20 protein-coding genes are annotated in these 25,017 nt (G+C 68.3%); 8 read left to right on the top strand and 12 right to left on the bottom strand.

Annotated elements, in window-relative coordinates; genetic code table 11:
* Positions 1-67: 67 nt before the first annotated feature.
* Complete coding sequence (locus GNX95_RS02985) at positions 68-1,315, top strand: aspartate aminotransferase family protein (RefSeq protein ID WP_163505609.1); 1,248 nt, start codon at positions 68-70, stop codon at positions 1,313-1,315.
* Here GNX95_RS02985 and GNX95_RS02980 read toward each other — a convergent pair.
* The 5 genes from GNX95_RS02980 to GNX95_RS02960 all read right to left on the bottom strand — a co-directional run bounded on the left by GNX95_RS02980 (position 1,304) and on the right by GNX95_RS02960 (position 6,282).
* Positions 1,304-1,879, bottom strand: coding sequence for a TetR/AcrR family transcriptional regulator (locus GNX95_RS02980; protein ID WP_163505608.1), 576 nt, complete (start codon positions 1,877-1,879; stop codon positions 1,304-1,306). The two genes, GNX95_RS02985 and GNX95_RS02980, sit on opposite strands and share 12 nt — an antisense overlap.
* A gap of 250 nt (positions 1,880-2,129) precedes the next feature.
* Complete coding sequence (locus GNX95_RS02975; RefSeq protein WP_163505607.1) at positions 2,130-2,630, bottom strand: DUF3830 family protein; 501 nt, start codon at positions 2,628-2,630, stop codon at positions 2,130-2,132.
* 61 nt (positions 2,631-2,691) lie between these two features.
* Positions 2,692-3,819 carry an FAD-dependent oxidoreductase gene (locus tag GNX95_RS02970; RefSeq protein ID WP_163505606.1) on the bottom strand — a complete coding sequence of 376 codons (1,128 nt, stop codon included), beginning with the start codon at positions 3,817-3,819 and terminating at the stop codon, positions 2,692-2,694.
* 86 nt (positions 3,820-3,905) lie between these two features.
* Positions 3,906-5,645, bottom strand: coding sequence for an acyclic terpene utilization AtuA family protein (locus GNX95_RS02965; protein WP_163505605.1), 1,740 nt, complete (start codon positions 5,643-5,645; stop codon positions 3,906-3,908).
* A gap of 40 nt (positions 5,646-5,685) precedes the next feature.
* Positions 5,686-6,282, bottom strand: coding sequence for a TetR/AcrR family transcriptional regulator (locus GNX95_RS02960; protein ID WP_163505604.1), 597 nt, complete (start codon positions 6,280-6,282; stop codon positions 5,686-5,688).
* Between the two features lie 81 nt (positions 6,283-6,363).
* Here GNX95_RS02960 and GNX95_RS02955 point away from each other — a divergent pair, with 81 nt between their 5' ends.
* Together GNX95_RS02955 and GNX95_RS02950 are read left to right on the top strand one after the other, a co-directional pair.
* Complete coding sequence (locus GNX95_RS02955) at positions 6,364-7,446, top strand: FAD-dependent oxidoreductase (protein ID WP_163505603.1); 1,083 nt, start codon at positions 6,364-6,366, stop codon at positions 7,444-7,446.
* On the top strand, positions 7,443-8,045 hold the full coding sequence (locus GNX95_RS02950; protein ID WP_163505602.1) for a DUF3159 domain-containing protein: 603 nt from the start codon (positions 7,443-7,445) through the stop codon (positions 8,043-8,045). The genes GNX95_RS02955 and GNX95_RS02950 overlap by 4 nt, the downstream gene beginning before the upstream one ends.
* Here the strand turns inward: GNX95_RS02950 and GNX95_RS02945 are convergent.
* The gene (locus tag GNX95_RS02945; protein ID WP_163505601.1) at positions 8,042-9,313 is read right to left on the bottom strand and encodes an acetyl-CoA C-acetyltransferase; all 1,272 of its coding nucleotides are present in this window, start codon (positions 9,311-9,313) and stop codon (positions 8,042-8,044) included. The two genes, GNX95_RS02950 and GNX95_RS02945, sit on opposite strands and share 4 nt — an antisense overlap.
* Positions 9,314-9,392: 79 nt before the next feature.
* Between GNX95_RS02945 and GNX95_RS02940 the strand changes: the two genes are divergently transcribed.
* Complete coding sequence (locus tag GNX95_RS02940; protein ID WP_163505600.1) at positions 9,393-10,703, top strand: 3-oxoacyl-ACP reductase; 1,311 nt, start codon at positions 9,393-9,395, stop codon at positions 10,701-10,703.
* The gene (locus GNX95_RS02935) at positions 10,703-11,551 is read left to right on the top strand and encodes a MaoC/PaaZ C-terminal domain-containing protein (RefSeq protein WP_163505599.1); all 849 of its coding nucleotides are present in this window, start codon (positions 10,703-10,705) and stop codon (positions 11,549-11,551) included. Before GNX95_RS02940 ends, GNX95_RS02935 begins: the two co-directional genes overlap by 1 nt.
* Before the next feature lie 126 nt (positions 11,552-11,677).
* Here the strand turns inward: GNX95_RS02935 and GNX95_RS02930 are convergent, their stop codons facing one another.
* Complete coding sequence (locus GNX95_RS02930) at positions 11,678-12,319, bottom strand: TetR/AcrR family transcriptional regulator (protein ID WP_222853361.1); 642 nt, start codon at positions 12,317-12,319, stop codon at positions 11,678-11,680.
* A 71-nt stretch (positions 12,320-12,390) separates the two neighbouring features.
* Here GNX95_RS02930 and GNX95_RS02925 point away from each other — a divergent pair, with 71 nt between their 5' ends.
* A complete protein-coding gene (locus GNX95_RS02925) occupies positions 12,391-12,846 on the top strand; it encodes an SCP2 sterol-binding domain-containing protein (RefSeq protein WP_163505598.1) in 456 nt (151 codons plus the stop codon).
* Here the strand turns inward: GNX95_RS02925 and GNX95_RS02920 are convergent, their stop codons facing one another.
* The gene (locus tag GNX95_RS02920) at positions 12,847-14,163 is read right to left on the bottom strand and encodes a hypothetical protein (RefSeq protein ID WP_163505597.1); all 1,317 of its coding nucleotides are present in this window, start codon (positions 14,161-14,163) and stop codon (positions 12,847-12,849) included.
* 158 nt (positions 14,164-14,321) lie between these two features.
* Between GNX95_RS02920 and GNX95_RS02915 the strand changes: the two genes are divergently transcribed.
* Together GNX95_RS02915 and GNX95_RS02910 are read left to right on the top strand one after the other, a co-directional pair.
* On the top strand, positions 14,322-14,750 hold the full coding sequence (locus tag GNX95_RS02915; protein WP_163505596.1) for a PPOX class F420-dependent oxidoreductase: 429 nt from the start codon (positions 14,322-14,324) through the stop codon (positions 14,748-14,750).
* A gap of 28 nt (positions 14,751-14,778) precedes the next feature.
* On the top strand, positions 14,779-16,224 hold the full coding sequence (locus GNX95_RS02910; protein WP_222853360.1) for a pyridoxal-dependent decarboxylase: 1,446 nt from the start codon (positions 14,779-14,781) through the stop codon (positions 16,222-16,224).
* A 172-nt stretch (positions 16,225-16,396) separates the two neighbouring features.
* On the opposite strand, the gene GNX95_RS02905 is transcribed toward GNX95_RS02910, so the two are convergent.
* The 4 genes from GNX95_RS02905 to gltB all read right to left on the bottom strand — a co-directional run bounded on the left by GNX95_RS02905 (position 16,397) and on the right by gltB (position 24,847).
* Positions 16,397-17,263 (bottom strand): acyl-CoA thioesterase, encoded by an 867-nt coding sequence (locus GNX95_RS02905; protein WP_163505595.1) that lies wholly within the window; start codon positions 17,261-17,263, stop codon positions 16,397-16,399.
* Between the two features lie 11 nt (positions 17,264-17,274).
* The gene (gene pyk, locus GNX95_RS02900; protein WP_163505594.1) at positions 17,275-18,699 is read right to left on the bottom strand and encodes a pyruvate kinase; all 1,425 of its coding nucleotides are present in this window, start codon (positions 18,697-18,699) and stop codon (positions 17,275-17,277) included.
* Positions 18,700-18,840: 141 nt separating this feature from the next.
* Positions 18,841-20,301, bottom strand: coding sequence for a glutamate synthase subunit beta (locus tag GNX95_RS02895; protein WP_163505593.1), 1,461 nt, complete (start codon positions 20,299-20,301; stop codon positions 18,841-18,843).
* Positions 20,294-24,847 carry a glutamate synthase large subunit gene (gene gltB, locus GNX95_RS02890; RefSeq protein ID WP_163505592.1) on the bottom strand — a complete coding sequence of 1,518 codons (4,554 nt, stop codon included), beginning with the start codon at positions 24,845-24,847 and terminating at the stop codon, positions 20,294-20,296. Before gltB ends, GNX95_RS02895 begins: the two co-directional genes overlap by 8 nt.
* Positions 24,848-25,017: the final 170 nt, after the last annotated feature.

The raw sequence follows: 25,017 nt of genomic DNA, 5'->3' as shown, positions 1-25,017 counted from the left end.
GTGCGGGTTCGCCAGCCATGCTATGCATATTGTTGACAATCCGACAACTCTTGAGGAGACCCACGCGATGGCCCACCTCTCCCCCCGGCTGAAGCAGGCCACGCCGGTCCTCGTCGAGCACGGCGAGGGGACGTACGTCTTCGACGCCGCCGGCCGTCGTTTCCTCGACTTCACCGCCGGCATCGGGGTGACCAGCACCGGGCACTGCCATCCGCGGGTCGTCGAGGCGGCGCAGGCGCAGGTCGGCAAGCTCATCCACGGCCAATACACGACGGTCATGCACCAGCCGCTGCTCACCCTGGTCGAGCGGCTCGGCGAGGTGCTGCCGGCCGGCCTGGACACGCTGTTCTTCGCCAACTCCGGCAGCGAGGCGGTCGAGGCGTCGATCCGGCTGGCCAGGATGGCGACCGGCCGGCCCAACATCATCACCTTCGCCGGCGGATTCCACGGCCGTACGGTCGCGGCGGCCTCGCTGACCACCTCCGGCACCAAGGTCCGCGCCGGCTTCGCGCCGCTGATGGCCGGTGTGTCGGTGGCGCCTTTCCCGTATGCCTTCCACTATGGCTGGGACGAGGAGACCGCGACGCGGTTTGCCTTGCGTGAGCTCGATTTCGTGCTCGCGACGCAGTCGGCGCCGGACGACACGGCCGCCTTCATCGTCGAGCCGGTGCTCGGCGAAGGCGGCTACGTGCCGGCCAACACGGCCTTCCTGGCCGGCCTGCGCGAGCGCGCCGACCGTCACGGCATCCAGCTGATTCTCGACGAGGTGCAGACCGGTTTCGGCCGCACCGGCCGGTTCTGGGGCCACGACCACTTCGACGGCCGCGCCGACATCCTGATCACCGCGAAGGGTCTCGCGTCCGGCTTTCCGCTGTCCGCGATCGCCGCGCCGGCCGCCACCATGGAGAAGGCGTGGCCAGGCTCGCAGGGCGGGACCTACGGTGGCAACGCCGTCGCCTGTGCCGCCGCGGTCGCGACCCTTGACGTCATCCAGTCCGAGAATCTGGTGGAAAACGCGCGCGTGCAGGGTGCGCGGCTGCTGGCTGGCGCGGCGAAGTTCGCCGGTGAACACAAGGAAATCGGCGACGTACGCGGCCTCGGCCTGATGGTCGCCACCGAGTTCACCGCCGCCGACGGCACGCCGGACGCCGCCGCCGCGACGCGCGTACACGCCGCCGCCGCGGAAAACGGGCTGTTGCTGCTGACCTGTGGACCGTACGGCAACGTCGTGCGGATGATCCCGCCGCTGGTCGTCACCGGAGAGCAGGTCGACGAAGGGCTGGACCTCTGGTCGAAAGCGTTGTCAGCGCTGTAAAAACGCGGCATCCGCGCCGATCGCCAGCAGCTCGAAGGCGTCTTTCAAGGCCTGCTCGCGGTCGGCGCGGTCGCGTACGACGGCACGCGTTTCCAGGGCAAAATGCGCCAGCGCCGCTGGCTTGATGTCGTCAGACGCGGCGCCGGTCTCCTCCGCGATCGCCTGAGCCAGAGCCGTTTCATGCCGCATCCACATGCGATGGCCGTAGTCACGCAGCGCCGGCGTCTCGTCGATCAAGCGCAGAAACGCGCGCATTTCCGCGCTTTCCGGATGCGAGCTCGCGATGATGTGGTCGCGCAAGCCATCGAGCACCGACTGACCTGGCGCGCGGTCGCGTACGGCCGAGACGAGCCCGGCCTCGATGTCCGCGTCCTCGTCGAAGATCAGCGCCTCTTTGCTCGGGAAATGCTTGAAAATCGTGGTGACCGCGACATCGGCCTCGTCCGCGATCTCCTTGATGCTGACCGCGTCGAAGCCGCGCTCAAGGAAAAGCCGCAAGGCGGTGTCGCCGATCGTGGTGCGGGTCTGCCGCTTCTTGCGCTCGCGCCGGCTGATCTCCTGCATGCCGTCATGATACTGACTACGAAAACGCAGCAGCTACGGCTTTGAATGGCGGCCAGGCGATACCGAGGTGACCACTGTGGCTGACAATGCGGCTCAGCAGTCACACCCGCAACAGGGACCTGCGGTCGCGCGGGTGTGACAGCCTTGTTCCTTGCATCCAGCGCTAGTAACTCGACATTCACACCATGGCACCTCGGGCGCCCCAGCCACACTCCTGGTCCGGTTTGTCCGTTCTCACCCGTCGGCGAGCTTAGTCGGCGCGGCGGAAGCTGAGCGTTTCGCCTTCCACGCCACGCAGCCACAGATCCTGCGCCGCGGCGGCGATGTCGGCCAGGCCGTCCTCGATGGTGGCGAACACGTTGCCGGGCACCCAGCCCTGGTCGCCGTTGATCAGCAAATTGTTACGACCGTAGAAAAGCGCGAGGTCCACGACATGCTCGCCGCTGTGCGCCTCGCTGCCGTCGTTGTAGCCGTATGCCGGATTGCCGATCTGCCACGGCTCGAAGCCGAAATAGCACACGTCGCCAGGAATCGGTGTCACCGTTGGGTTTTCCGGGCCCGGGGGGTTGTCGGAGAAAGACGGCACCAACGCGTAGATCTCGTTGCGCGCGTATTTGGCGTGGTACGCGTCGCCGGACTGCGGCAGCGCGTCCCACACCGCGGCGCAGGTGCGCGGCGCCTCCTGGTCGAGCAGCCTGGCCCGGCACGTGACACCCCGCTTGTCCAGCGAAATCGTGATATACCGAGCCATCAACCCGCCTCTCGCGCGATCCGTATCGTACCGGCACGGTAACGAGCGCCTCGTCCTATTGTCAACAATCCGACAGTGCGCCAGGTGTGAAGGCGGGCAGCTTCGCAAGACTGCCGCGTACGGCCTCGGCGCCGTAGTCGAACATCCGCCGCTCGTAGTCGTCGACCGCGCTGAGCAGATCCTGGCGGCCTTCGTTGACCTCGATCAGGCAACGGCGCAGCAGGTCGGCATCGCGCAGGGCGGTGTTCGCGCCGTTGCCGCCGGTTGGCGAGGTGGCGTGGATCGCGTCGCCGAGCAGCGTGACCGGGCCGGACGGCCAGCGCTCACCGGGCGTGACCACGCGGATGGACAGCAGCGCGCTGTTGTCCGGGTCGGCCTGCTCGATCAGCGCGCGCAGCTCCGGGTGCCAACCGTCCATCCTGGACAACACGGCATCCCGCGCGGTCAGGTCCGCCGGCAGGCCATCCGGCGGAAGGATCATGGCCCAGCGTACGTAGTCCCCGATGTCCGGCAGCGTGACCTCGGGTGCCAGTTGCTCGGCGGCTCGCTTCGGCGGGGTACGGAAGCGCATCGCGCCGAGCAGGAGGCTGACGCCGTCGCCGGCGACCTTCGAGCCGTACGCCTTGGACAGGCTGACGAACTCGTCGGTCAGCGGAGTGCGGCCGATGACAAAACGGACGCCGGTGTCGGTCGGGGTCGTCCGCGGCGACAACACCGAGCGGACCGCGGAGGTGACGCCGTCCGCGCCGACGAGCAGATCGGCGGCGACCGGGTCGCGGCGAGCGAAATGAGCCTCGACATTGCCGTCGGGCAGCACGTCGTAGCCGGTCAGCGCGGCATCCGTGCGTACGGTGAGGCCGGTCAGCAACAGGTGCCGCAACACCTGCCGGTCGACCACGATGCCGGTGCGGCTCGCGCCGAGCCGGCCGATCTCGGTCAGCTGCGGGTCCAGGATCAGTTGCTCAGCCGAGGCATCCATGACGATCTCGTCCAGCAACGGATGCCACCGCGCCGGCAGGCAGTCGCGCACCGCCTGGAAGCCGACCAAGTCCAGCACGAGCCGATAGCCCTGGAACCGCGCGACGATCCCCGGGTCGCGCTCGAACACCTCGGCGTCGATCCCGGCGCCGCGCAGACCCTGCGCGAGAGCCAGGCCGCCGAGGCCGGCTCCCACCACGGAAACTCGCATCGCGTCTCCAGACGTACGAACTTAGTTCGTTGATGACGATCTAAGTTCTACTCCCGGAACCAAGATCGCGTCAAACGCGGACGCCTTCAGTTGGCGCTGTGCTCCAGCAACTCCACCGGCACCGGCAGGTGCTTGGCGCGGATGTACTCGCCGACCGCCTTCCCCACCCGGTCGACGCGCAGGTTCGCCGAGCCCCCGGTGCCGAGCAGTCCCTTCAGCACGAAGTGCACCGCGCGCAGCCGCGGAAACTCGTGGCGTACGACCTCAAGGCCGGCCAGCTCCGGCACCAGCCGGCGAAGCTCCACAGTGGACAGTGCCTGCCGCAGCCACGGCCAGGCCCGGTCGTCGCTGACCCAGATGCCGACGTTGCTGTTGCCGCCCTTGTCGCCGCTGCGCGCGTACGCGATGGTGCCGAGCGGCACCTCGCGTACGTCCGTCGCTGGCGGCGGCTCCATGGGCTCCGGGTGCGTTGGCTGGCTGGTGATCTCGGTCTTGGCTCGCGCCGGAATATCGTACGTCCGTCCCTCGACAACGACGCGGTGGTCGACTGCCGACATCGGCAACAACGCCGGCCAGAAGTCGATCCGCGGTTTCGGCGTGCCGGTCAGCTGCGAGCCGCCGTCATGATAGAAACCCGGAATGCTTTGCAGATAAAGCGACGTCAGCCGCCGCGCGAGCTGCAGCCGCATCAGCGGATCGCGTTCGGCGGCGGTCGCCATCACGCGCAACGCGACGGTCGCGTCCCACTGCGTACGCGGATTGTCAGCCGCCGAGCCGATACGCGTGAAGTGCACCTCGACGCCGTCCGGCAGGTCGTTGCCGATCTGTGCTTTCAGCAGGTCGATTTTCTGGTCCACGTCGGGCGCCGTCACGAAAACTGTGTTGACGATTTCATAGCCGACCGGCGCGAAGACCGCTACCTTTGTCGTCGGTGGCGGCGGTGAACCTGTCGCGCCGCGGATTTCCACGCGGCCGGGCGAAAGTTGACGCGGCTCCACGCTCTGCAGATCGACGGTGACGTCCGGATTCAGATATCGCGGTCCCTGGATCTCGTACAACAGTTGCGCTGTCACAGTGTCGACGGTGACCGCACCATCGTCGCGCGAGTGTTTCGTGATCACGCTCGTGCCGTCAGCGGCGATCTCCGCGATCGGAAAACCCGGCGCGAGCAGGTGCGGAATCCGCGTGAATCCAGAGAAGTTTCCGCCGGTGGCGTGCGCGCCGCACTCGACCACGTGCCCGGCGACCACGGCACCGGCCAGCGCGTCCCAGTCGTCCTCGCTCCACCCATGCCACCACGCCGCCGGTCCAGCGGTCAGCGACGCGTCCGTGACCCGACCACACACGACGATGTCGGCGCCTTCGCGCAATGCCCTGGCAATCCCCCAGCCGCCGAGGTATGCGTTGGCCGCCACAGGTTGACGGCCCCAGGCCGCCAGCGGCTCGCCGGTGTCGAGATTTTCCAAGCGATGACCGGCATCCGCGTACGCGCCGAGGCGGTCGAGCACGTTGTCGCCTTCGACGTACGCCACGCGCAGGCCGTGACCGCTCAACGCCTCGGCGAGCGCCGCTGGTGCGAAGCCACCGGCGTTGGTCACCACCTTCATGCCACGGTCGGCGATGGCCGCCAGATGTGGCCGGATCTGGTTGACGAAATAGCCGACATAGCCGCGACTTTCCCTGCCGGACAAGGCCGCCAGGGTGACTTCGGCGAGATAGTCCCCCATCAGCACGTCGACCGGATCGCCGGCCATCACCTCGTCGATCGCGGTGAACCGGTCGCCGAGATAGCCGGAGAAGTTGCCGATCCGGACTGGTCCGTCCATCGTCACACCGTACGACCGCTGCCGGCGCCGGACCAGCCCGTCAGGACGTGCCGGTGAGACAGCGTTGCGCGATCGCGCCGAAGCGCTCGACCAGCTCGTTGACGGTCGCGGACGCGATCGGTTCGAGCTTGATGACGTAACGCGTGACGGCCAGGCCGAGGAGCTGGACGTTGACCATGCCGACGCGCATCGCCGCGTCCGGCGCGTCCAGCAGCGCGGTCAGCCGGCCGGTGATCTCTCGCTCGATGTATTCGCGCAGCAGCCCCTCGACATAGTCGGGCTGCGGACCCGGACCGTTGAGCAGAGCCAGCGGCGCCTTGTCGGACTGGTCCATGTTTTCCACCAGCGTACGGACCAGCCGGTCGCCGATGCCGTCCAGGCCGGCGGCGAACATGGCGTCGATGGCCGGCGGCAGGCCGGCGTACATGTCGATCGCCGCGCCGAACAGGCCCTGCTTGTTGCCGAAGAAATAGAACACCATCGCCGGATCTACACCGGCCTCGGCGGCGACCGCGCGGACGGTGGTGCCGGCGTATCCGTGCGCGCGGAAGTGTTCGCGCGCGGCCGCCAGGATCCGCTGCCGGCTCTGTTCGCCGGACCGCCAGCGACCGGAGCGTCGCGTCGAGTGCTCTGCCATGACGGCGCGAGTGTATCCACAATTTTCTTCATCAATGGTGGAGTATGCTCTTCTTCATCGTTGATGAAGAAAGGTGTACGCATGCGAGTGATCATCGTCGGCGCGGGTCTTGGCGGCCTGACGCTGGCGCACGGGCTGCGGACGGCCGGCATCGAGGTCGTCGTGTACGAGCGAGACGGCGCGCGGGGCCGTACGCAAGGCGTGAGCCTGCACATGGACGAGCGCGGGACGACCGCGCTGCGTGAGTGCCTGCCGCCGCCGCATTTCGCCATGGCACAGGCGACGATGGGGCCTCCGCGCGACCGGACCGTGTTGTTGTCCGAGGGCCTGGCCGTCGTCGGCACGCGGGTGGCCGACAGCGTGATGGCTCGGCCTGGGCGGCAGACCAGCCGGCGGCTGCTGCGCGCGGTGCTGCTGACGGGCCTGGACGACGCCGTACGGTTCGAGGCGGCGTTTCTCCGGTACGAGCTGCGTGCCGACGACGTCCAGGCCTGGTTCGCCGACGGCAGCGTCGAGACGGCCGACGTGCTCGTCGGCGCGGACGGCGTCGGTTCGGCCGTACGCAGGCAGTTTCTGCCGCACGTGCAGGTCATCGACACGGGCCGGCGGATGCTGATGGGGGCCACGCCGGTTCGCGCCGTGGCGCACACGGGGTTGCTGGAGCTGATCGGGGACAACGCGGCAAGCGTGCAGGCCGACGGCATGATGATGGCGCTGGGGCCACACCGGTTCCTCGAGCCGCCGCTGGTCGCCCGCGATCGCTGGCTGCCGGCCGTTCCCGCCGCGGCGCTCGCCGATGCCGAGGACTACCTGATGTGGTGCATGCCGACGACTGGACAGAACGTCGACGCGCGCGACCTGGCCGCCGGCCTGCATCCGACGCTGCGGAACGTGGTCGACCAGGCCTGGCCTCAGCTGACCGTCCCGTTGCGGATCGGCGTGATCCCACCGATGGCCGCCTGGCCTACGCATCCGGTCACGGTCATCGGCGACGCCATCCATGTCGCACCGGGTTTTGGCGGCAATCTGGCCATGCAGGACGCACGTCGGCTCCGCGACGCGCTCGTACGCGCTGACCGCGGTGAGCTGTCGCTGCTCGATGCCATCGGCTCGTACGAGGAGCGGATGCGGCAGGACAACTACGTCTCGGAGCGCACGGCGTGAACGTCTTCACGCGGAAGTCGCTGTCACTGTTCGCGGCCGTCGGTGGCTGGCGTACGGTCGCCGAGGCGGTCGCGTCGAAGGTCGTGTTCCTGCTCGCGTACCAGGTCAGCGGCCAGGTGCTCACCTCGGCGCTGGTGGCGGTCGGCTCAGTGCTGGCCTTCGCGGTCGTACGCATCTGGAGTGACCGCAGCTACTGGTCGGCCGCGATCGGGTTGGTCGTCGTCGGCGTCTCGACGTTGCTCGCCGGCAGCACCGGGCACGCGGTCGACTTCTATCTCGAGGTCGTCGTCACCGAGGCCGGCCTCACCGCGGTGCTCCTGCTCTCCATCCTCGCCCGGTGGCCGCTCGTCGGGCTGGTGGCCGGCGGGCTGCGCGGCGAACGGCTCAGATGGCGGCGCGACCGTACTCAGCGGCGCCGTTATCAGCTGTGCACGCTGATCTTTCTCGCCAAATGCGCCCTCGCCACGGCCGTACTCGTGCCGCTCTATCTGGCCGGCGCGCTGACGCCACTCGGGATCGCGTCGACACTGCTGCAGACCCCGGCTGCTGGCGTGTGCCTGTACATCTGTTGGCGCATTCTGCGACGTGCCGAGGTTTAGCGCTCCAGGATCGCGACCAAGCCTTGGCCGCCTGCGGCGCAGATCGAGATCAGGCCGCGGCCGGAACCCTTCTGCCGCAACAGTTTCGCCAGCGTCGCGACAATCCGGCCACCGGTCGCGGCAAACGGATGACCAGCGGCCAGCGACGAGCCGTTGACATTGAGCTTCGCGCGGTCGATCGAGCCGAGCGGCGCGTCGAGGCCGAGCTTTTCCTTGCAGAAAACCGGATCTTCCCACGCCTTCAGGGTCGCCAGCACCTGCGAGGCGAAGGCCTCGTGGATCTCGTAGAAGTCGAAGTCCTGCAACGAAAGGCCGGCACGCGCGAGCAGCCGCGGCACGGCGTAGACCGGCGCGGTCAGCAGGCCGTCGTCACCGAGCGCGAAGTCGACGGCGGCGGCTTGCACGTCGCCGACGTACGCGAGCACCGGAAGTCGTCGCTGCGCGGCCCATTCCTCGCTGGCCAACAAAACCGCAGAGGCACCGTCGGTCAGCGGCGTGGAGTTGCCGGCGGTCATCGTGCCGGTCTCCGGATCGCCGAAGGCCGGCTTGAGTTTCGCCAGCTTTTCCACCGAGGAGTCCGGCCGCAGGTTCTGGTCGCGAGCCAGGCCGAGATACGGCGTGACCAGGTCGTCGAAAAAGCCGGCGTCGTAGGCGGCGGCCAGTTTTTGGTGGCTGGCCGCGGCAAGCTCGTCCTGCTCCTCGCGGCCGACCGACCACTGCGCCGCGGTCAATGCGGCGTGGTCCCCCATCGACATGCCGGTGCGCGGCTCGGCGTTGCGGGGAATGTCCGGCACGATCTGCCATGGCCGCAGCGAACCGACCAGCGCCAGCCGCTGCAGCGGAGTTTTCGCGCGGTTGAAGCGTAAAAGCACCTTGCGCAGGTCTTCGTTGACGCCGATCGGCGCGTCGCTGGCGGTGTCGACACCACCGGCGATGCCGGCGTCGATCTGGCCGAGCGCGATCTTGTTGGCGACCAGGGTCACCGTCTCCAGTCCGGTCGCGCAGGCCTGCTGCACGTCGTACGCCGGCGTACGCGGGTCGAGCTTGCTGCCGAGCACCGCCTCGCGGGTGAGATTGAAGTCACGGCTGTGTTTGAGCACGGCTCCAGCGGCGACCTCGCCGAGCAGCTCGCCCTGCAACGAAAACCGGCTGATCAGGCCGTCGAGCGCGGCGGTCAGCATGTCCTGGTTTGTCGCGGTCGCGTACGGCCCGTTGGATCGCGCGAAAGGGGTTCGGTTGGCACCGACGATCGCCACACGGCGGCTCATGACAACTCCTGGCACTGGCGGGATCGCATCAACGCGACCATACTTGCGAGTAGACTTACTGGCAAGTAAGGATAACCCCATGGCGGATCTCTACCAACAGTTCGTGTCCTCGGCGCCGGGCCGTGCCATCGCGCAGCGACTCGGCCTGCCTCGCCCCGTCCGCCTGCGCAGGTATGCGCCTGGCCAACCGATCGCGGACGGACCGGTGCTGGTCGGCGGCCACGGCCGCGTGGCGGTGGCGAAAATCCTTGGCGCGCTTGGCATCGATGTCACGGAAAGCACATCGCCGTACGCGCTCGTCTTCGATGCCACCGGTATCGCGACGCCGGCCGGCCTGCGCGAGCTGTATGACTTCTTTCATCCAGTCGTACGGTCGATCCGGCCATCCGGCCGCGTGATTGTGATCGGTACGCCGCCGGAGTCGGCTGGCTCGATCGACGAGGCCGTGGCGCAGCGCGCGCTGGAAGGATTCGTACGGTCACTGGGAAAAGAGGTCGGCCGCGGTGCGACGGCGCAGCTGATCTATGTGGCGCCAGGCGCCGAGGAAGCGCTGGAGTCGACGCTTTCCTTTTTCCTGTCGGCGAAATCCGCGTACGTGTCCGGCCAGGTCGTCCGCGTCGGCGCGGTCGACGAGCTGCCGGAGACGCCGGAGCTGCCACTGGACGGAAAGGTCGCACTGGTGACCGGCGCGTCCCGCGGAATCGGTGCGGCCATTGCGAAAACCCTCGCCCGCGATGGCGCTCACGTGGTCTGCCTGGATGTGCCGGCGCAGGGCGAGGACCTGTCGCGGATCGCCAACCAGGTCAACGGATCGAGCCTGCAGCTGGACATCACCTCGGCCGCCGCGCCGGCGACGCTCGGCGAACACTTCAAGACGCGGCATGACGGCGTCGACGTCGTCGTACACAACGCCGGTGTCATCCGCGACAAAACCCTCGCGCGGATGAGTGAAGCCCAGTGGGATCTTGTGCTGAATGTGAACCTTGTCGCGCAGGCCAGGATCAACGAGCATTTCCTGGCCGAGAAAGTGCTCCGGCCCGGCGCGCGCGTCATCGGTCTCGCGTCGATCGCCGGCATCGCCGGCAACGCCGGACAGACCAACTACGGCGCGACCAAGGCCGGCGTCATCGGTCTGGCGGAAAACCTGGCGCCGAGGCTGGCCGAGCTGCCGGCGACGATCAACGCGGTCGCGCCCGGGTTCATCGAGACGAAGATGACCGCCAGCATGCCGGTGACCGTACGCGAGGTCGGCCGGCGACTGAACAGCCTCGCACAGGGCGGCCAGCCGGTCGACGTGGCCGAGACGATCGGTTGGCTGGCACATCCCGGCAGCGCCGGCGTGACCGGCGGAGTTTTCCGGGTTTGCGGCCAAAGCCTGCTGGGGGCCTGATGAAGCTCAGCACGCGACCAGGCCTGGCGCGTACGTATGCGTCGGCGCTGATGCGTAGCCTGCCCGGCCTGGGTCCCAACGGTGGTGTACTGCCGGACACGACGCTCTCGCTGCCCGGTTTTTTCGTTTCGCGGAGCCATCTCTCCGCGTATGCGGACGTGTGCGGTTTTCCGGCGAGCGACCGGCTGCCGGCGACCTATCCGCATGTGCTGGCCTTTCCGATGGCGATGCGGCTGATGTCGGACCGCAGTTTTCCGTTTCCGCTCATGGGTTTGGTGCACATCCGCAACGTCATCACGGTCGCGCAACCGATCCTGGCCAGCGATCCGCTGGAACTGCGTGTGTTTGCGGAAAATCTCGGCGAGCATCCGCGCGGCGCGCAGTTTGACGTCGTGTCCGAGGCGTACACGGCCGACGGGCTCGCGGTGACCAGCCGCAGCACGTATCTGCACCGGTCGTCGAGCGGTGGCGGCGGTGGCAACAAACCCGAGCCGCCGCAGATGCCCCCAACGGCGGTCTGGCGGCTGCCCGCCGACATCGGCCGTCGTTACGCGGCGGTGTCCGGCGACCGCAACCCGATCCATCTCTCCGCCGCGAGCGCGCGCGTTTTTGGCTTCCGTACGGCCATCGCGCACGGCATGTACACGAAAGCGCGGTGCCTGGCGACGCTCGACGCACGGCTGCCGGAGACGTACGAGGTCGCGGTCAGCTTCCGCCAACCACTGCCGCTGCCGTCCCGCGCCGCCTTCCGCGCCTCACAGTCGGCGGCCGGCTGGCGTTTCTCCGTAGACGGCCGCGCGCCGCACCTCGACGGCGCCCTCTCCCCGGCGTCGTCTGGTGGCCGGTGACCTGCGGTTTCAACTCGCGAGGTGACATCGGACCCGGCCGATCGCGCCCGATTGTGACTTTCTTGACCGCTTTCGCAGCGAAACCAGGCAACAACGTCGCAATCGGTCGGCCAGGGCTGGGCTAGGCTAGGGCCGCCAGATCGAGCCGCGGAGCAGGTTGTCCAGGCCGAGCCAGGCGAAGTTCATCAGCCGCTTGGCGGTCGTCGCCGGATCCTCCTCGGGATGCTCGGTGGCCCAGTCGGCCAGCGACTCCCCCGCACCGACCAGCGCGTGCGCCAGCGCGGATACGTCGTGCTCGGTGGCGTGCGCCGGCCCGCGAGCCTTGATGTTCTTGTCGATCAGGTCCGCCGCGTACGCGACGATCGCGGCACGCATCGCGGCCACCTCACCGGCGAAGGGCTCACCGTATGCCGGAGCCTGCTGGTGCAGCACCCGCCAGGCGTCCCGGTTGTCGGCCACCAGCAGGAAAAACGCGCGCAGCGCGTGCCAGAGCTGCTGGTCGGGCGGCTCGTGGGGGTCGACCTGGCCGGCGAAGGCCTCCAACAGCCGGCCGGCCTCGCGCCGGATGCAGGCCAGGAACAGCTCCTCCTTGCTGCCGAGGTAGAGATAGACCATCGGCTTGGAGACGCCGGCGCGCTCGGCGACCTCGTCCATGGACGCGGCGTGATAACCGCGGCGGGCGAACATCTGCACCGCGGCGTCGAGCATCTGCTGCTCGCGTACGTTGCGCGGCAGCCGCTTGGTCTTACCGGTCACATTGCCAGCCACCTTGCCGACTCTAGCTACCTCGACGTAAACTTACCCGCCAGTAAGATTACCTGCCGGTAAGGAAATCTGCCATGACCACGTTCGACCCAGCGCGGATCGACTTCGACCACCTCGAATACGGCGACTTCGTGCGGCTCGTCAAGAGCGCGTCAGGCAGCGATCTGGATCAGCTCATGAACGGCGAGCTGCGTACGCGCGTGCTCGACGAGATCTTCACCCAGATGGCCGCGCGCGTACGCAAGGACAGGACCGCCGGCATGGACGCGGTCATCCGCTGGCGGATCAGCCGCGCCGGCGGCGACTTCGACCGCTATGAGCTGCACATCGCCAACGGCGCGTGCACGGTCGGCCCCGGCAGCGACGCGCAGCCGCGGCTGACGATCACCGTCGACGGCGCCAACTTCCTGCGGCTGGTCTCCGGCGTCGCCTCCGGTCCGGCCCTGTTCATGACCAAGAAACTGCAGCTCACCGGCGATATCGCCGTCGGCGCCGGCCTCACCGGCTATTTCGACATCCCCAAGGCGTGATCAGCCGATCGTGCCGTCCGGGTTGGCCTGCGCGTCGCTGACGATCGCGTTGATCATGGCCTTGTCCGCGCTGGCGTAGCGTCCGGACAGGAACGTCTGTATGTAGTGCTCGGAGTGCCAGGCGTCGATCTCCCGGTCCACCTGGGACTCCAGGCTGCCCAGCGCGCGCGTCACGTAGGCTTCGCCGGTCCTGTCCCGCAACGGCGAGGCGTACTCCGGCACGGCCATCAGGCCCTGGTAGATCTGCGCGTCGATGTTCCTGGATTTCGCGAGCTTCTCCAGGTCCGCGGTCGCCGCGTTGAACGCCTCCGTCTCCCGTGCGCCGGCCGGAGTCACCTTGCGACCACTCAGCACGGACGCGTAGACGCTGCCGGACCTGACGATCTGGGTGGCGGCCGCGCGCACCGTGGCGGCCAGTTTCTCCTGCCGGTCCATGTCCTTGAACGTGTAATACATGACCGCCGCGCCGGCCGCCACGAAGGCGTACGGCCCGGCGGCCTCCAACAGCGTCTCCGGTCCGATCTGCTCGATCACCCACGGCACGATCTGTTCCCAGTCCGGCTCGAACTCGAAGGTCGCGCTGCCCTTGTAGGTCACCGCGACCTTCTGGCCGTTCGCGAGGACATGCTCGCTCGGCGGAGTGTCGTACGAGACGCTCAGCGCGAGTTTCGCCGCCGAGACCTCCGGAATCCGGCCGGTCTTCTGCGTCCAGTTCACCTCGAAGAGCGACAGTTCGCCGCCGAGCTTGAGGTTCTCCAGCGCCGTGCCCTTCAGTGACTCATCCTGAATGCCGCCAGTCAACGCCATGCCGGTCTTCAACTCCCCCGGCGATCCGGCCACCGCGTACTCCATTTTGGCGTCAGCCTTGAACTTCTGCTTCAGCATCTCGGCGTGGCCGGTGGCCAGCGTACGAAGCTCGCCGCTCACTCCGGCCTCGAATTTCTTGTCACCGCCAAACTTCCCGCTGGTGCCGACCGACGGCGCGTTTCCCTCCTCTGCCTTGCCGGCCGAGGCGAGCTTGGCCTTGACGGAGGTGGACAACGCGATCTGCTTGAGTTTCACCGGAGACTTGGGAATCCTCGCGTTCACCGGGATGACTTGGTTGAGCGGGTACGAAAACTCCGCACCGTCCAGCTTGACCGCAGGTGTCTTCTCCTCGCGTTGCACGCTGCGCACCAGCGAGCTGACCGCCGCGTTCCCCGCGGTTTTTTGTAGGCGCAGCAAGGTCGCCGGCGCCGACGGCAATGAATCGGCAGGTGTTCGTTCGGCGGTCAACGGGGTCCGGTGATTCGGGTGATGGCCGCGTTGTCGAGACATGTCGCGAACAATAAGGTTCGCGAACAGCGGTCACAACGATGCGCGTACGGTCCGACGGACACAAGAGTTGGTCTGTTGGGGCAGCGCGGCTGCGATCTGCGCCGACGCTCGCGGCTGGATAGCCTGATGTGGACAGGCAGCCGGACGAGGAGCGACCGATGGCACACCGGATGACCGACGAGCAGTGGCGGCAGTTCGTCACCGACGGGACGCGGACCGGCAAGGTGGCGACCGTACGGGCCGACGGACGGCCGCACGTCGCGCCGGTGTGGTTCGACCTGGACGGCGACGACCTGGTCTTCACCACCGCGGCGGACTCGCTCAAAGGCAAGGCCCTCCAGCGCGATCCACGCATCAGCATCTGCGTCGACGACGAAAACCCGCCGTATTCGTTCGTCATCGTCGAAGGCACCGCGAAGCTGAGCGAGGACCCCGACGAGTTGCTCGCCTGGGCGACCCGGCTCGGCGGCCGCTACATGGGGACTGAGGCGGCCGAGGACTACGGCAAGCGCAACGGTGTGCCGGGCGAGCTGCTCGTACGCGTGCACATCGACAAGGTCGTCGCGCGCGCCGACATCGCCTCGTAAAGCCGGAACAGCTCCGTAGGCTGGCGGGGTGACCGACCAGCCGCTGCCGCACATGACTCCCGAGCAGTTCCGCCGCCACGGCCACGCCGTGATCGACTGGATCGCCGACTACTGGGCCGGGATCGAGAAGCATCCGGTGCTGTCCCAGGTGAAGCCAGGCGAGGTCGCCGCGCGGTTGCCGGAGCATCCGCCGGAGCGCGGCGAGCGTGACGACGGTTTCGCCACCGGCCTGCTCGCCGATGTGGACGAGATCGTCCTGCCAGGCATCACGCACTGGCAGCATCCGAGCTTCTTCGCCTACTTCCCCGCGCCGACGACCGGTCCGTCGGTGCTCGGCGACCTGCTGTCCTCCGGTCTCGGCGTGCAGGGGATGCTGTGGGCCACCAGTCCGGCCTGCACCGAGGTCGAGACCCGGATGATGGACTGGATGGTCGAGCTGCTCGGCCTGCCGGACACGTATCGCTCCGACTCCGCCGGCGGTGGCGTCATCCAGGACTCGGCGTCCTCAGCGGCGCTGGTCGCGCTGGTCGCCGCGCTGCACCGGGTCAGCGGCGGAGACGTACGCACCAACGGCGGCGCTGGCCGGTTCACCGTGTACGCATCCACCGAGACGCATTCCAGCGTCGAGAAAGCGGTCGCGATCGCCGGAGTCGGCACCGACCAGCTGAGGATCGTCGAGGTCGACGACAGCCTCGGCATGCGGCCCGATCGGCTGGCGGCCACGATCGCGGCGGACCGCGCGGCCGGGCTCACGCCGGCGCTGGTCGTCGCGACCATCGGCACGACGTCGACCACGGCCGTCGATCCGGTCCGCGCGATCGGCGAGATCTGCCGCGCCGAAGGCATCTGGCTGCACATCGACGCCGCGTACGCCGGCGCCGCCGCGCTGTGTCCGGAGCTGCGCCACACGCACGACGGCGTCGAGCTGGCCGACTCGTACTGCACCGACGGCCACAAGTGGCTGCTGACCAACTTCGACTGCGACATCTTCTTCACCAGCGACCGCTCGTCACTGGTCGCGGCGTTGAGCGTTTTGCCGGAATATCTGCGAAATGCCGCCTCGGACTCGCACGCGGTGATCGACTACCGCGACTGGCACGGCCCGCTCGGGCGGCGGTTTCGCGCGCTCAAGCTGTGGAGCGTGATCCGCTGGTACGGCGCGGAAGGGCTGCGCGCGCACGTCCGCCAAGGCGTCGGCCTGGCCGCGCACTTCGCCGACCTGGTACGCGCCGACGACCGCTTCGAGATCGTCGCCGACCACGTGTTCTCGCTGGTCTGCTTCCGGCTGCGTGGCGCCGACGGCCGCAACGAGGAGCTGCTGCGCCGGCTCAACGCGTCCGGCCAGCTCTATCTGACGCACACGCGCGTACGCGGCGCGTACACGCTGCGGATGGCGATCGGCGCGGTCCCCACCGAGCTGCGCCACGTGGAGGCGGCCTGGCAGGCCATCCAGCGCGTGGCCGACGAGCTCTGAGAGACTGTTGGGGAACTGAGGTGCGCGAGAGTCGAGATCCAAACGTCGTCCTGCCGGTGCCGGACGGAAGCCCAAATAGCAGCGCTATGGTGGGGTTTCCTCCGGTGCCGGCAGGCGGCGTTTGGGCTCGGCTGTCGCGTGCCTCAGTTCCCCAACAGTCTCTGAACCCCGGTCACCTGGCCCGGCGGATCAGGCCTTCCTGCAGCACGGTCGCGATGTGCGTGCCGTCGGCGCTGAAGAAGCGACCGGCGGCCAGGCCGCGACCACCGGAGGTCGACGGGCTCTGGCAGTCGTAGAGAAACCACTCGTCGGCACGGAACGGCCGGTGGAACCACACCGCGTGGTCCAGGCTGGCGCTGCTCACCTCGCGCCAGGTCGCGCCATGAACGGCCAGCGTCGCGTCCAGCAAGGTGAGGTCGCTCGCGTACGTCAACGCGCAGGCATGCAGGGCGGCGTCGTCCGGCAGCTTGCCGTCGATGCGCATCCACACCTGCTGGCGGTCCGACTGCGGCCGCTCCCCCGGGTTGACCCAGCCGGGCACGCCGACGTAGCGCAGGTCGATCGGATGGTCCATCACGTTCCACGCCGCGTCGGCCGGCATCTTCTCGCGGACGATCTCCCACACCGGCGGCAGCTCGTCCGGCGGCACGACGTCCGGCACCTCGCTCTGGTGCTCGAAGCCGTCCTCGGCGACCTGGAACGACGCGGACATGAAGAAGATCGCCTTGCCGTGCTGGATCGCGGTGACCCGGCGCGTGGTGAACGAACGGCCGTCGCGTACCGGCTCGACCGTGTAGAGGATCGGCACCGCAGGGTCGCCCGGCCGGATGAAATAGCCGTGCAGCGAGTGCACCGACCGCTCCACCGAGACCGTACGGCTGGCCGCGACCAGCGCCTGGCCGGCGACCTGGCCACCGAAGACCCGCTGCAGCGTCACCTCCGGGCTGACGCCGCGGAAGTAGCCGACCTCCAGCTGCTCCAGGTCCAGCAGCTTCAGCAGCCGGTCGACGGCTGGCTGGCCGCGTAGCGGCTCCCCCAAGACGATCTCCTCTAGCCGGCGGTGTCCGATCCGAGCTGGTGCACGCGGACCGCGTTGGTGGATCCCGGGGTGCCAGGCGGGCTGCCCGCCACGATCACCACGCTGTCGCCGGCCGGATAGCGGCCGATGGACAGCAGCGCCGCGTCCACTGCTCGCACCATATCGTCGGTGTGGGACACCATCGGCGTCAGGAAGGTCTCCACGCCCCACGACAGCGCCAGCTGGTTACGCACCGCCGGCACCGAGGTGAAGGCCAGGATCGGCAGCCGGGTGTGCTGGCGGGCCAGCCGCCGTACGGTGTCGCCGGACAGCGTGAACGCGACGATCGCGCGCGCGTCGAGCACCTCGGCGATGCTCTTCGCGGCGGCCGCGATCGCGCCGCCTTTCGTACGCGGGTCGTGCTGCAGCGGCGGCACGCTCGGGTCGGAGTCCTCGACGCTGGAGATGATCCGGCTCATCGTGCGTACGGTCAGGATCGGGAACTTGCCAACGCCGGTCTCGCCGGACAGCATCAGCGCGTCGGCGCCGTCCAGCACCGCGTTGGCCACGTCGGACGCCTCGGCCCGGGTCGGCCGCGAGTTCTCGATCATCGAGTCGAGCATCTGGGTCGCCACGATGACCGGCTTGGCGTTCTCGCGACAGAGCTGGATGCACCGCTTCTGTACGATCGGCACCTGCTCCAGCGGCAGCTCCACGCCGAGGTCGCCGCGCGCGACCATCATGCCGTCGAAGGCCAGCACGATGGCCTCCAGGTTGGCCACCGCCTGCGGCTTCTCCAGCTTGGCGATCACCGGCAGCCGGCCGCCGCCATGCTCGTCCATGATCCGGCGTACCAGGTCGACCTCGTCCGGCTCACGCACGAACGACATGGCGATCATGTCGACGCGCAGGTCCAGCGCGAACTTCAGGTCCGCGATGTCCTTGTCGGACAGCGCCGGCACCGACAGCGCCGACTCCGGCACCGAGATGCCCTTGTTGTTGCTGACCGGACCACCCTCGATCACCAGGCAGCGGATCCGCGGTCCGTCGATGCCGGTGATCTCCACGGCGACCTTGCCGTCGTCGATGAGCAGCCGGTCGCCGACCGACACCTCCTCGGCGAGCTTGTGGTAGGTCGTCGAGACGATGTCGTGGTTGCCGTCCACCGGCTCGGTGGTGATGGTGACCGTCTCGCCGGTCAGCCAGTCGACCGGACCGGCCGCGAACCGGCCCAGCCGGATCTTGGGTCCCTGCAGGTCGGCCAGTACGCCGACCGCGTGTCCGGTGGCGTCGGAGGCCTCCCGGATCATCTCGAATGCCCGCCGGTGGTCCTCGTGGTCGCCGTGGCTGAAGTTGAGCCGGGCCACGTCCATGCCGGCGTCGACCAGCGCGCGTACGCGCTCCGGTGTCGCGGTGGCCGGACCGATGGTGCAGACGATCTTCGCGCGCCTACTCATGGCCGTCACACTATCGGCATCGGGTGAACCGATGCAGAACCGGGAGCGACCTTCGTCACCTGGTCACCTGGGTAAAACCGCTTATCGGACGAAACGACTACAGGGCCTCCCCACGCGCGCGTAAGGAGGCCCTGCGGTTCGTCAGCGAGCGACGAGCGCCATCGTGGTCGGCTCGATCGGCGCCGGCAGCAGCGAATGGCCGGTGAGATATTCGTCGACGGCCGCGGCACACGCGCGGCCCTCGGCGATGGCCCACACGATCAGCGACTGGCCGCGGCCGGCGTCACCGGCCACGAACACACCGTCCACAGTGGACTTCCAGGACGCGTCCCTGGCCACGACACCGCGCTGCCCCAGCTCGGCGCCAAGGCCCTCCAACAGCCCAGAGCTCTGGTCGACACCGACAAACCCCATCGCCAGCAGTACGAGCTGAGCCGGCAGCTCACGCTCCGAGCCCGGCACCTTCTCGAAGCGACCGTCGACCATGGTCACCTCGTGCAGCGCCAGCGCGCGTACGTCGCCGTCCTCGTCGGCCAGGAACTTCTCCGTGTTGACCGAGAAAACCCGCTCGCCGCCCTCCTCGTGCGCGCTGGACGTACGCAGGATCAGCGGCCAGGTCGGCCACGGCGTCGAGTCCGGCCGAGCGCCCGGCGGCTCCGGCATGATCTCCAGCTGCGTCACGCTCGCGGCGCCCTGCCGGTGGGCCGTGCCGAGGCAGTCGGCGCCGGTGTCACCGCCACCGATGATCACCACCTGCTTGCCGTTGGCGTCGATCGGCGCGGCCGCCAGGTCGCCGTTCTGGACCCGGTTGGCCGGCTCCAGATAGTCCATCGCGAAATGGATGCCGCCGGCCTCGCGGCCGGGCGCCGGCAGATCACGCGGCACGGTCGAACCGATGGCCAGCACGACCGCGTCGTACGACGAGCGCAGCTGCTCGGCCGTCACGTCCACGCCGACATTCACGCCGGTGCGCAAAACCGTGCCCTCGGCCTCCATCTGCGCCAGCCGCCGGTCCAGATGGCGTTTCTCCATCTTGAACTCCGGGATGCCATAGCGCAGCAGGCCACCGATCCGGTCGTTGCGCTCGTACACGGTCACGTCGTGGCCGGCACGGGTCAGCTGCTGCGCCGCCGCCAGGCCGGCCGGACCGGAGCCGACGACCGCGACCTTCTTGCCCGACTTCAGCTCCGGCGGCGCCGGCGTGACCCAACCTTCGGCGAAGGCGCGGTCGATGATCTCGACCTCGACCTGCTTGATGGTGACCGGATCGCTGTTGATGCCGAGTACGCACGCCGCTTCGCACGGCGCCGGACACAACCGGCCGGTGAACTCCGGAAAGTTGTTGGTGGCGTGCAGCCGCTCGATGGCCGAGCGCCACTGGTCCGTACGCACCAGGTCGTTCCACTCCGGAATCAGGTTTCCGAGCGGACATCCGTTGTGGCAGAACGGAATGCCGCAGTCCATGCAGCGCGACGCCTGGGTGCGCAGCTTGCCTGGCTCGAAGTCCTCGTAGACCTCGCGCCAGTCCATCAGCCGCAGGTCGACCGGCCGGCGCTTGGGCAGTTCCCTGCCGTGCTTGAGAAAACCGCTCGGGTCAGCCACGGGCCGCCTCCATGATCGCCTCGGCGACATCCCGGCCGGTCTGCTCGGCCAGCCGGGTCGCCTCCAGGACACGCCGGTAGTCACGCGGCATGATCTTCGTGAACTCGATCCGCCGGCGCTCCCAGTCGGCCAACAGCGTCTCGGCCACCGGCGACGCGGTTTCCGCGGCATAGCGGACAAGTACGTCGTGCAGCCGCTCGGTGTCCTCGATCGACGGCTCCTCCAGATCGACCATCTCGCGGTTGACCAGCTTGGGGTCGAGGTTGAGCACGTACGCGGTGCCACCGGACATGCCGGCGGCGAAGTTACGGCCGGTGGGGCCGAGCACGACGACCGTGCCGCCGGTCATGTATTCGCAGCCGTGGTCGCCGACGCCTTCGACGACGGCGAGCGCGCCGGAGTTACGTACGCCGAAGCGTTCGCCGACGATGCCGCGCAGGAACGCCTCGCCACTGGTCGCGCCGTAGAGGATCGTGTTGCCGGCGATGATGTTCTGCTCGGCCGGGAACGGCGCCACCGGGTCCGGCCGCAGCACGATCCGGCCGCCGGACAGCCCCTTGCCGACGTAGTCGTTGGCGTCGCCAAGCAACCGGAGCGTCACGCCCGACGGCACGAACGCGCCGAACGACTGGCCGGCGGTGCCGGTGAAGGTGATGTCGATCGTGTCGTCCGGCAGGCCCTCCTCGCCGAACCGCCGAGTCACGAACGAGCCGAGCATGGTGCCGACCGTACGGTTGACGTTGCGTACCGGCAGCTCCAGCTTGACCGGCGAGCCGTCCAGCAGTGCGCCTTCGCACAGCTGGATCAGCGTGTTGTCCAGCGCCTTGTCCAGCCCGTGATCCTGCTCGGTGGTGTTATGCAGCGCTGCACCGGCCGGCAGCTCCGGCACCACGAACAGCGGTGACAGGTCGAGGCCGGAGGCCTTCCAGTGCTCGACCGCGCGGCGCGTGTCGAGCACCTCGGCGTGGCCGATCGCCTCGTCCAGCGACCGGAATCCGAGCTCTGCCAACAACTCGCGGACCTCTTCTGCGATGTATTCGAAGAAGGTCACCACATATTCGGCCTTGCCGCTGAACTTCTCCCGCAGCTTCGGGTTCTGCGTCGCGACGCCGACCGGACAGGTGTCGAGATGACAGACCCGCATCATGATGCAACCGGAGACCACCAGCGGCGCGGTCGCGAAACCGTACTCCTCCGCGCCGAGCAGGGCGGCGATGACGACATCGCGACCGGTCTTGAGCTGGCCGTCGGTCTGTACGACGATCCGGTCGCGCAGGTTGTTGAGCAGCAGGGTTTGCTGCGTCTCGGCCAAACCCAGCTCCCACGGACCGCCGGCGTGCTTCAGCGAGGTGAGCGGAGCCGCGCCCGTACCACCGTCGTGGCCGGAGATCAGCACGACATCGGCGTGAGCCTTGGAAACTCCGGCCGCGACCGTGCCGACGCCGACCTCGGCGACCAGCTTGACGTGGATACGCGCCTCGGGGTTGGCGTTTTTCAGGTCGTGGATCAGCTGCGCCAGATCCTCGATCGAATAGATGTCGTGATGTGGCGGCGGACTGATCAGGCCGACGCCAGGCGTGGAGTGCCGCGTACGCGCGACCCACGGATAGACCTTGTGACCCGGCAGCTGGCCGCCTTCGCCCGGCTTGGCGCCCTGCGCCATCTTGATCTGGATGTCGTCGGAGTGCACCAGATAGTCACTGGTGACACCGAAACGCCCGGACGCGACCTGCTTGATCGCGCTGCGCCGGCGCGGGTCGCGCAGCCGGTCGGAGTCCTCGCCGCCTTCGCCGGTGTTGGACCGCGCGCCGAGCTGGTTCATCGCGATCGCCAGAGTTTCGTGTGCCTCGGCCGAAATCGAACCGTAGCTCATCGCGCCGGTGGAGAACCGCTTGACGATCTCGCTGGCCGGCTCGACCTCCTCGAGCGGAATCGGCTTGCGGTCGGAGGAAAAACCGAACAGGCCGCGCAGTGTGGCCGCCTTCTCCGACAGCGCGTCGACCGACGAGGTGTATTTCTTGAAAATCTCGTATTTGCGCGTACGGGTGGCGTGCTGCAGCAGGAAAACCGTCTCCGGGTTGAAAAGATGCAGCTCGCCCTCGCGGCGCCACTGGTATTCGCCGCCGACCTCCAGCCGCCGGTGCGCGCGGTCGGTCGGGTTGGCCGGCCACGCCTTCGCGTGCCGCGCGGCCACCTCGTCGGCCAGCGCGTCCAGGCCGACGCCGCCGAGTTTGCTCGTCGTACCGGTGAAATGCTGGTCGATGAGCTCCTTGGACAGGCCGACCGCCTCGAACACCTGCGCGCCGGTGTACGACGCGACCGTCGAGATCCCCATCTTGCTCATGACCTTCAGGACACCCTTGCCGAGCGCCTTGACGTAGTTGCGGATCGCCTTCTGCGGCTCGATGCCGGTGAGCTGGCCGCCGGCGATCATGTCCTCGATGGTCTCGAAGGCCAGATAGGTGTTGACCGCGGCGGCGCCGTAACCGAGCAGGAGAGCCACGTGGTGGACCTCACGCGCGTCCCCGGCCTCCACCACCAGGCCGACCCGCGTACGCGTGCGCTCGCGGACGAGATGGTGGTGTACGCACGACGTGAGCAACAGCGACGGGATCGGCGCCAGGTCCTCGGTCGAGTCACGGTCGGAGAGCACGATCAGCCGCGCGCCGTCCTCGATCGCCTCGGAGATGTGCCGGCAGATCTCCGCCAGCCGCGCGCGCATCCCCTCGCCGCCGTCCTTGACCCGGTAGAGGCCGGACACGGTGACCGCCTTGAAGCCAGGCATGTCGCCGTCCTCGTCGATGTGCACGATCTTGGCGAGCTCGTCGTTGTCGATCACCGGGAACGGCAACACGATCTGCCGGCAGCTGGCCGGGCCCGGCACGAGCAGGTTCTGCTCGGCGCCGATGGTGTCGCCGACGCTGGTGACGATCTCCTCCCGGATGGCGTCCAGCGGCGGATTGGTCACCTGCGCGAAAAGTTGTGCGAAGTAGTCGTAGAGCAGCCGTGGCCGCTTGGACAGCACGGCGATCGGCGTGTCACTGCCCATCGAGCCGATCGCCTCCGCACCGGTGGCCGCCATCGGCGTCAGGATGATCCGCAGTTCTTCTTCGGTGTAGCCGAAAGTCTGCTGCCGGCGCTGCACCGACTCGTGGCCGTACGTGACGTGCTCGCGTTCCGGCAGGCCTTCCAGCCGCATCAGGCCGGCGTGCAGCCAGTCGTCGTACGGATGCTCGGCGGCCAGCTCGGCCTTGATCTCGTCGTCCTCGACGATCCGGCCCCGCGAGGTGTCGACCAGGAACATCCGGCCCGGCCGGAGCCGGCCTTTCGCGATGACGTCGGCCGGATCGATGTCCAACACGCCGGCCTCGCTGGCCAGCACGACCAGGTCGTCGCGGGTACGCCACCACCGGCCCGGACGCAGGCCGTTGCGGTCGAGCACCGCGCCGATCTGGGTGCCGTCGGTGAAAGCGACACAGGCTGGACCGTCCCACGGCTCCATCAGCGACGCGTGGAACTCGTAGAACGCGCGCCGCGCCGGGTCCATGTCGTCGTTGTTTTCCCACGCCTCCGGGATCATCATCAGCACCGCGTGCGGCAGGCTGCGGCCACCGAGATGCAGCAGCTCCAGCACCTCGTCGAAGGTGGCCGAGTCGCTGGCTCCCGGCGTACAGATCGGGAAAATCCGCTCGACGTCGCCGCCGAAGGCCTCGTTGATCTCCGGCGTGGCCAGCAGCGCCTCGCGGGCGCGCATCCAGTTGCGGTTGCCCTGGATCGTGTTGATCTCGCCGTTGTGCGCGATGTAACGGTAGGGATGTGCCAGCGGCCAGGACGGGAACGTGTTGGTGGAAAACCGGCTGTGCACCAGCGCGATGGCGCTGTCCGCGCGCGGATCCGTGAGGTCGGCGTAAAAGTTGCCGAGCTGCTCGGTGGTGAGCATGCCCTTGTAGACCATCGTGCGACCGGACAGCGACGGGAAGTAGACGCCGACGCCGACCGCCTCCGACTGGTGCTCGATCCGTTTACGCGCGACAAAAGCCATCCGCTCGAGCGGCAGACCGGAAAGAACTTCGCCGCCGGATCCGCGGAAACTCAGGAAGATCTGCCGCACCCGCGGCAGCACGCCGAGCGCGGTCGGTCCGAGGTCGGACGGGTCGACCGGCGGCTCGCGCCAGCCGAGCACGCTGCCGTTCTCCTCGGCGACGATCCGGTCGATGATCTCGCGCGCGGCGGATTCGTCATCGTCGTTGGCGGGCAGGAAAACCAGGCCGGTCACGTAGGAACCGTTTTCCGGCAGGTCGAAATCGACGACCGCACGGAAGAATCCGTCCGGAATCTGGAGCAGAATTCCGGCCCCGTCGCCGGAATTCACCTCGGCGCCGGCGGCGCCGCGATGCTCCATGTTGCGTACGGCGGTCAGGCCGTGCGCGACTATCTGATGCGAGCGCCTGCCAAGTGCGTCGGCAACGAATGCCACGCCGCAGGAATCGTGCTCGAATGCCGGGTCATAAAGACCTTGGGCAGGCGGAACCGCAGAGAAATTCACCGGCAGGCTCCCTCGTCGTCAATGGGCACTCGGGGTTTTCGGCACAGTCCTGACAGACCGGCTCTTTCGAGTGCGCCGGGCGGGGGCGGGACGTCGTCGGCCCGTTGGAGGAACGGGCCGGCGTGCCGGCCCGGTGTGGTGCTACGCAGGAGTGCGCGCGGGATCGCCGG

It is taken from the genome of Fodinicola acaciae (genome assembly GCF_010993745.1).
Lineage (GTDB): Bacteria > Actinomycetota > Actinomycetes > Mycobacteriales > HKI-0501 > Fodinicola > Fodinicola acaciae.
This window is presented reverse-complemented; position numbering and strand designations above follow the sequence as displayed.

Coding starts and splice junctions, on each gene's coding strand:
- GNX95_RS02940 (WP_163505600.1), top strand. CDS start 9,393: ATGGCGGATCTCTACCAACAGTTCGTGTCCTCGGCGCCGGGCCGTGCC.
- GNX95_RS02970 (WP_163505606.1), bottom strand. CDS start 3,819: ATGCGAGTTTCCGTGGTGGGAGCCGGCCTCGGCGGCCTGGCTCTCGCG.
- GNX95_RS02935 (WP_163505599.1), top strand. CDS start 10,703: ATGAAGCTCAGCACGCGACCAGGCCTGGCGCGTACGTATGCGTCGGCG.
- GNX95_RS02945 (WP_163505601.1), bottom strand. CDS start 9,313: ATGAGCCGCCGTGTGGCGATCGTCGGTGCCAACCGAACCCCTTTCGCG.
- GNX95_RS02985 (WP_163505609.1), top strand. CDS start 68: ATGGCCCACCTCTCCCCCCGGCTGAAGCAGGCCACGCCGGTCCTCGTC.
- GNX95_RS02955 (WP_163505603.1), top strand. CDS start 6,364: ATGCGAGTGATCATCGTCGGCGCGGGTCTTGGCGGCCTGACGCTGGCG.
- GNX95_RS02920 (WP_163505597.1), bottom strand. CDS start 14,163: ATGTCTCGACAACGCGGCCATCACCCGAATCACCGGACCCCGTTGACC.
- pyk (WP_163505594.1), bottom strand. CDS start 18,699: ATGAGTAGGCGCGCGAAGATCGTCTGCACCATCGGTCCGGCCACCGCG.
- GNX95_RS02925 (WP_163505598.1), top strand. CDS start 12,391: ATGACCACGTTCGACCCAGCGCGGATCGACTTCGACCACCTCGAATAC.
- GNX95_RS02980 (WP_163505608.1), bottom strand. CDS start 1,879: ATGCAGGAGATCAGCCGGCGCGAGCGCAAGAAGCGGCAGACCCGCACC.
- GNX95_RS02915 (WP_163505596.1), top strand. CDS start 14,322: ATGGCACACCGGATGACCGACGAGCAGTGGCGGCAGTTCGTCACCGAC.
- GNX95_RS02965 (WP_163505605.1), bottom strand. CDS start 5,645: ATGGACGGACCAGTCCGGATCGGCAACTTCTCCGGCTATCTCGGCGAC.
- GNX95_RS02960 (WP_163505604.1), bottom strand. CDS start 6,282: ATGGCAGAGCACTCGACGCGACGCTCCGGTCGCTGGCGGTCCGGCGAA.
- GNX95_RS02975 (WP_163505607.1), bottom strand. CDS start 2,630: ATGGCTCGGTATATCACGATTTCGCTGGACAAGCGGGGTGTCACGTGC.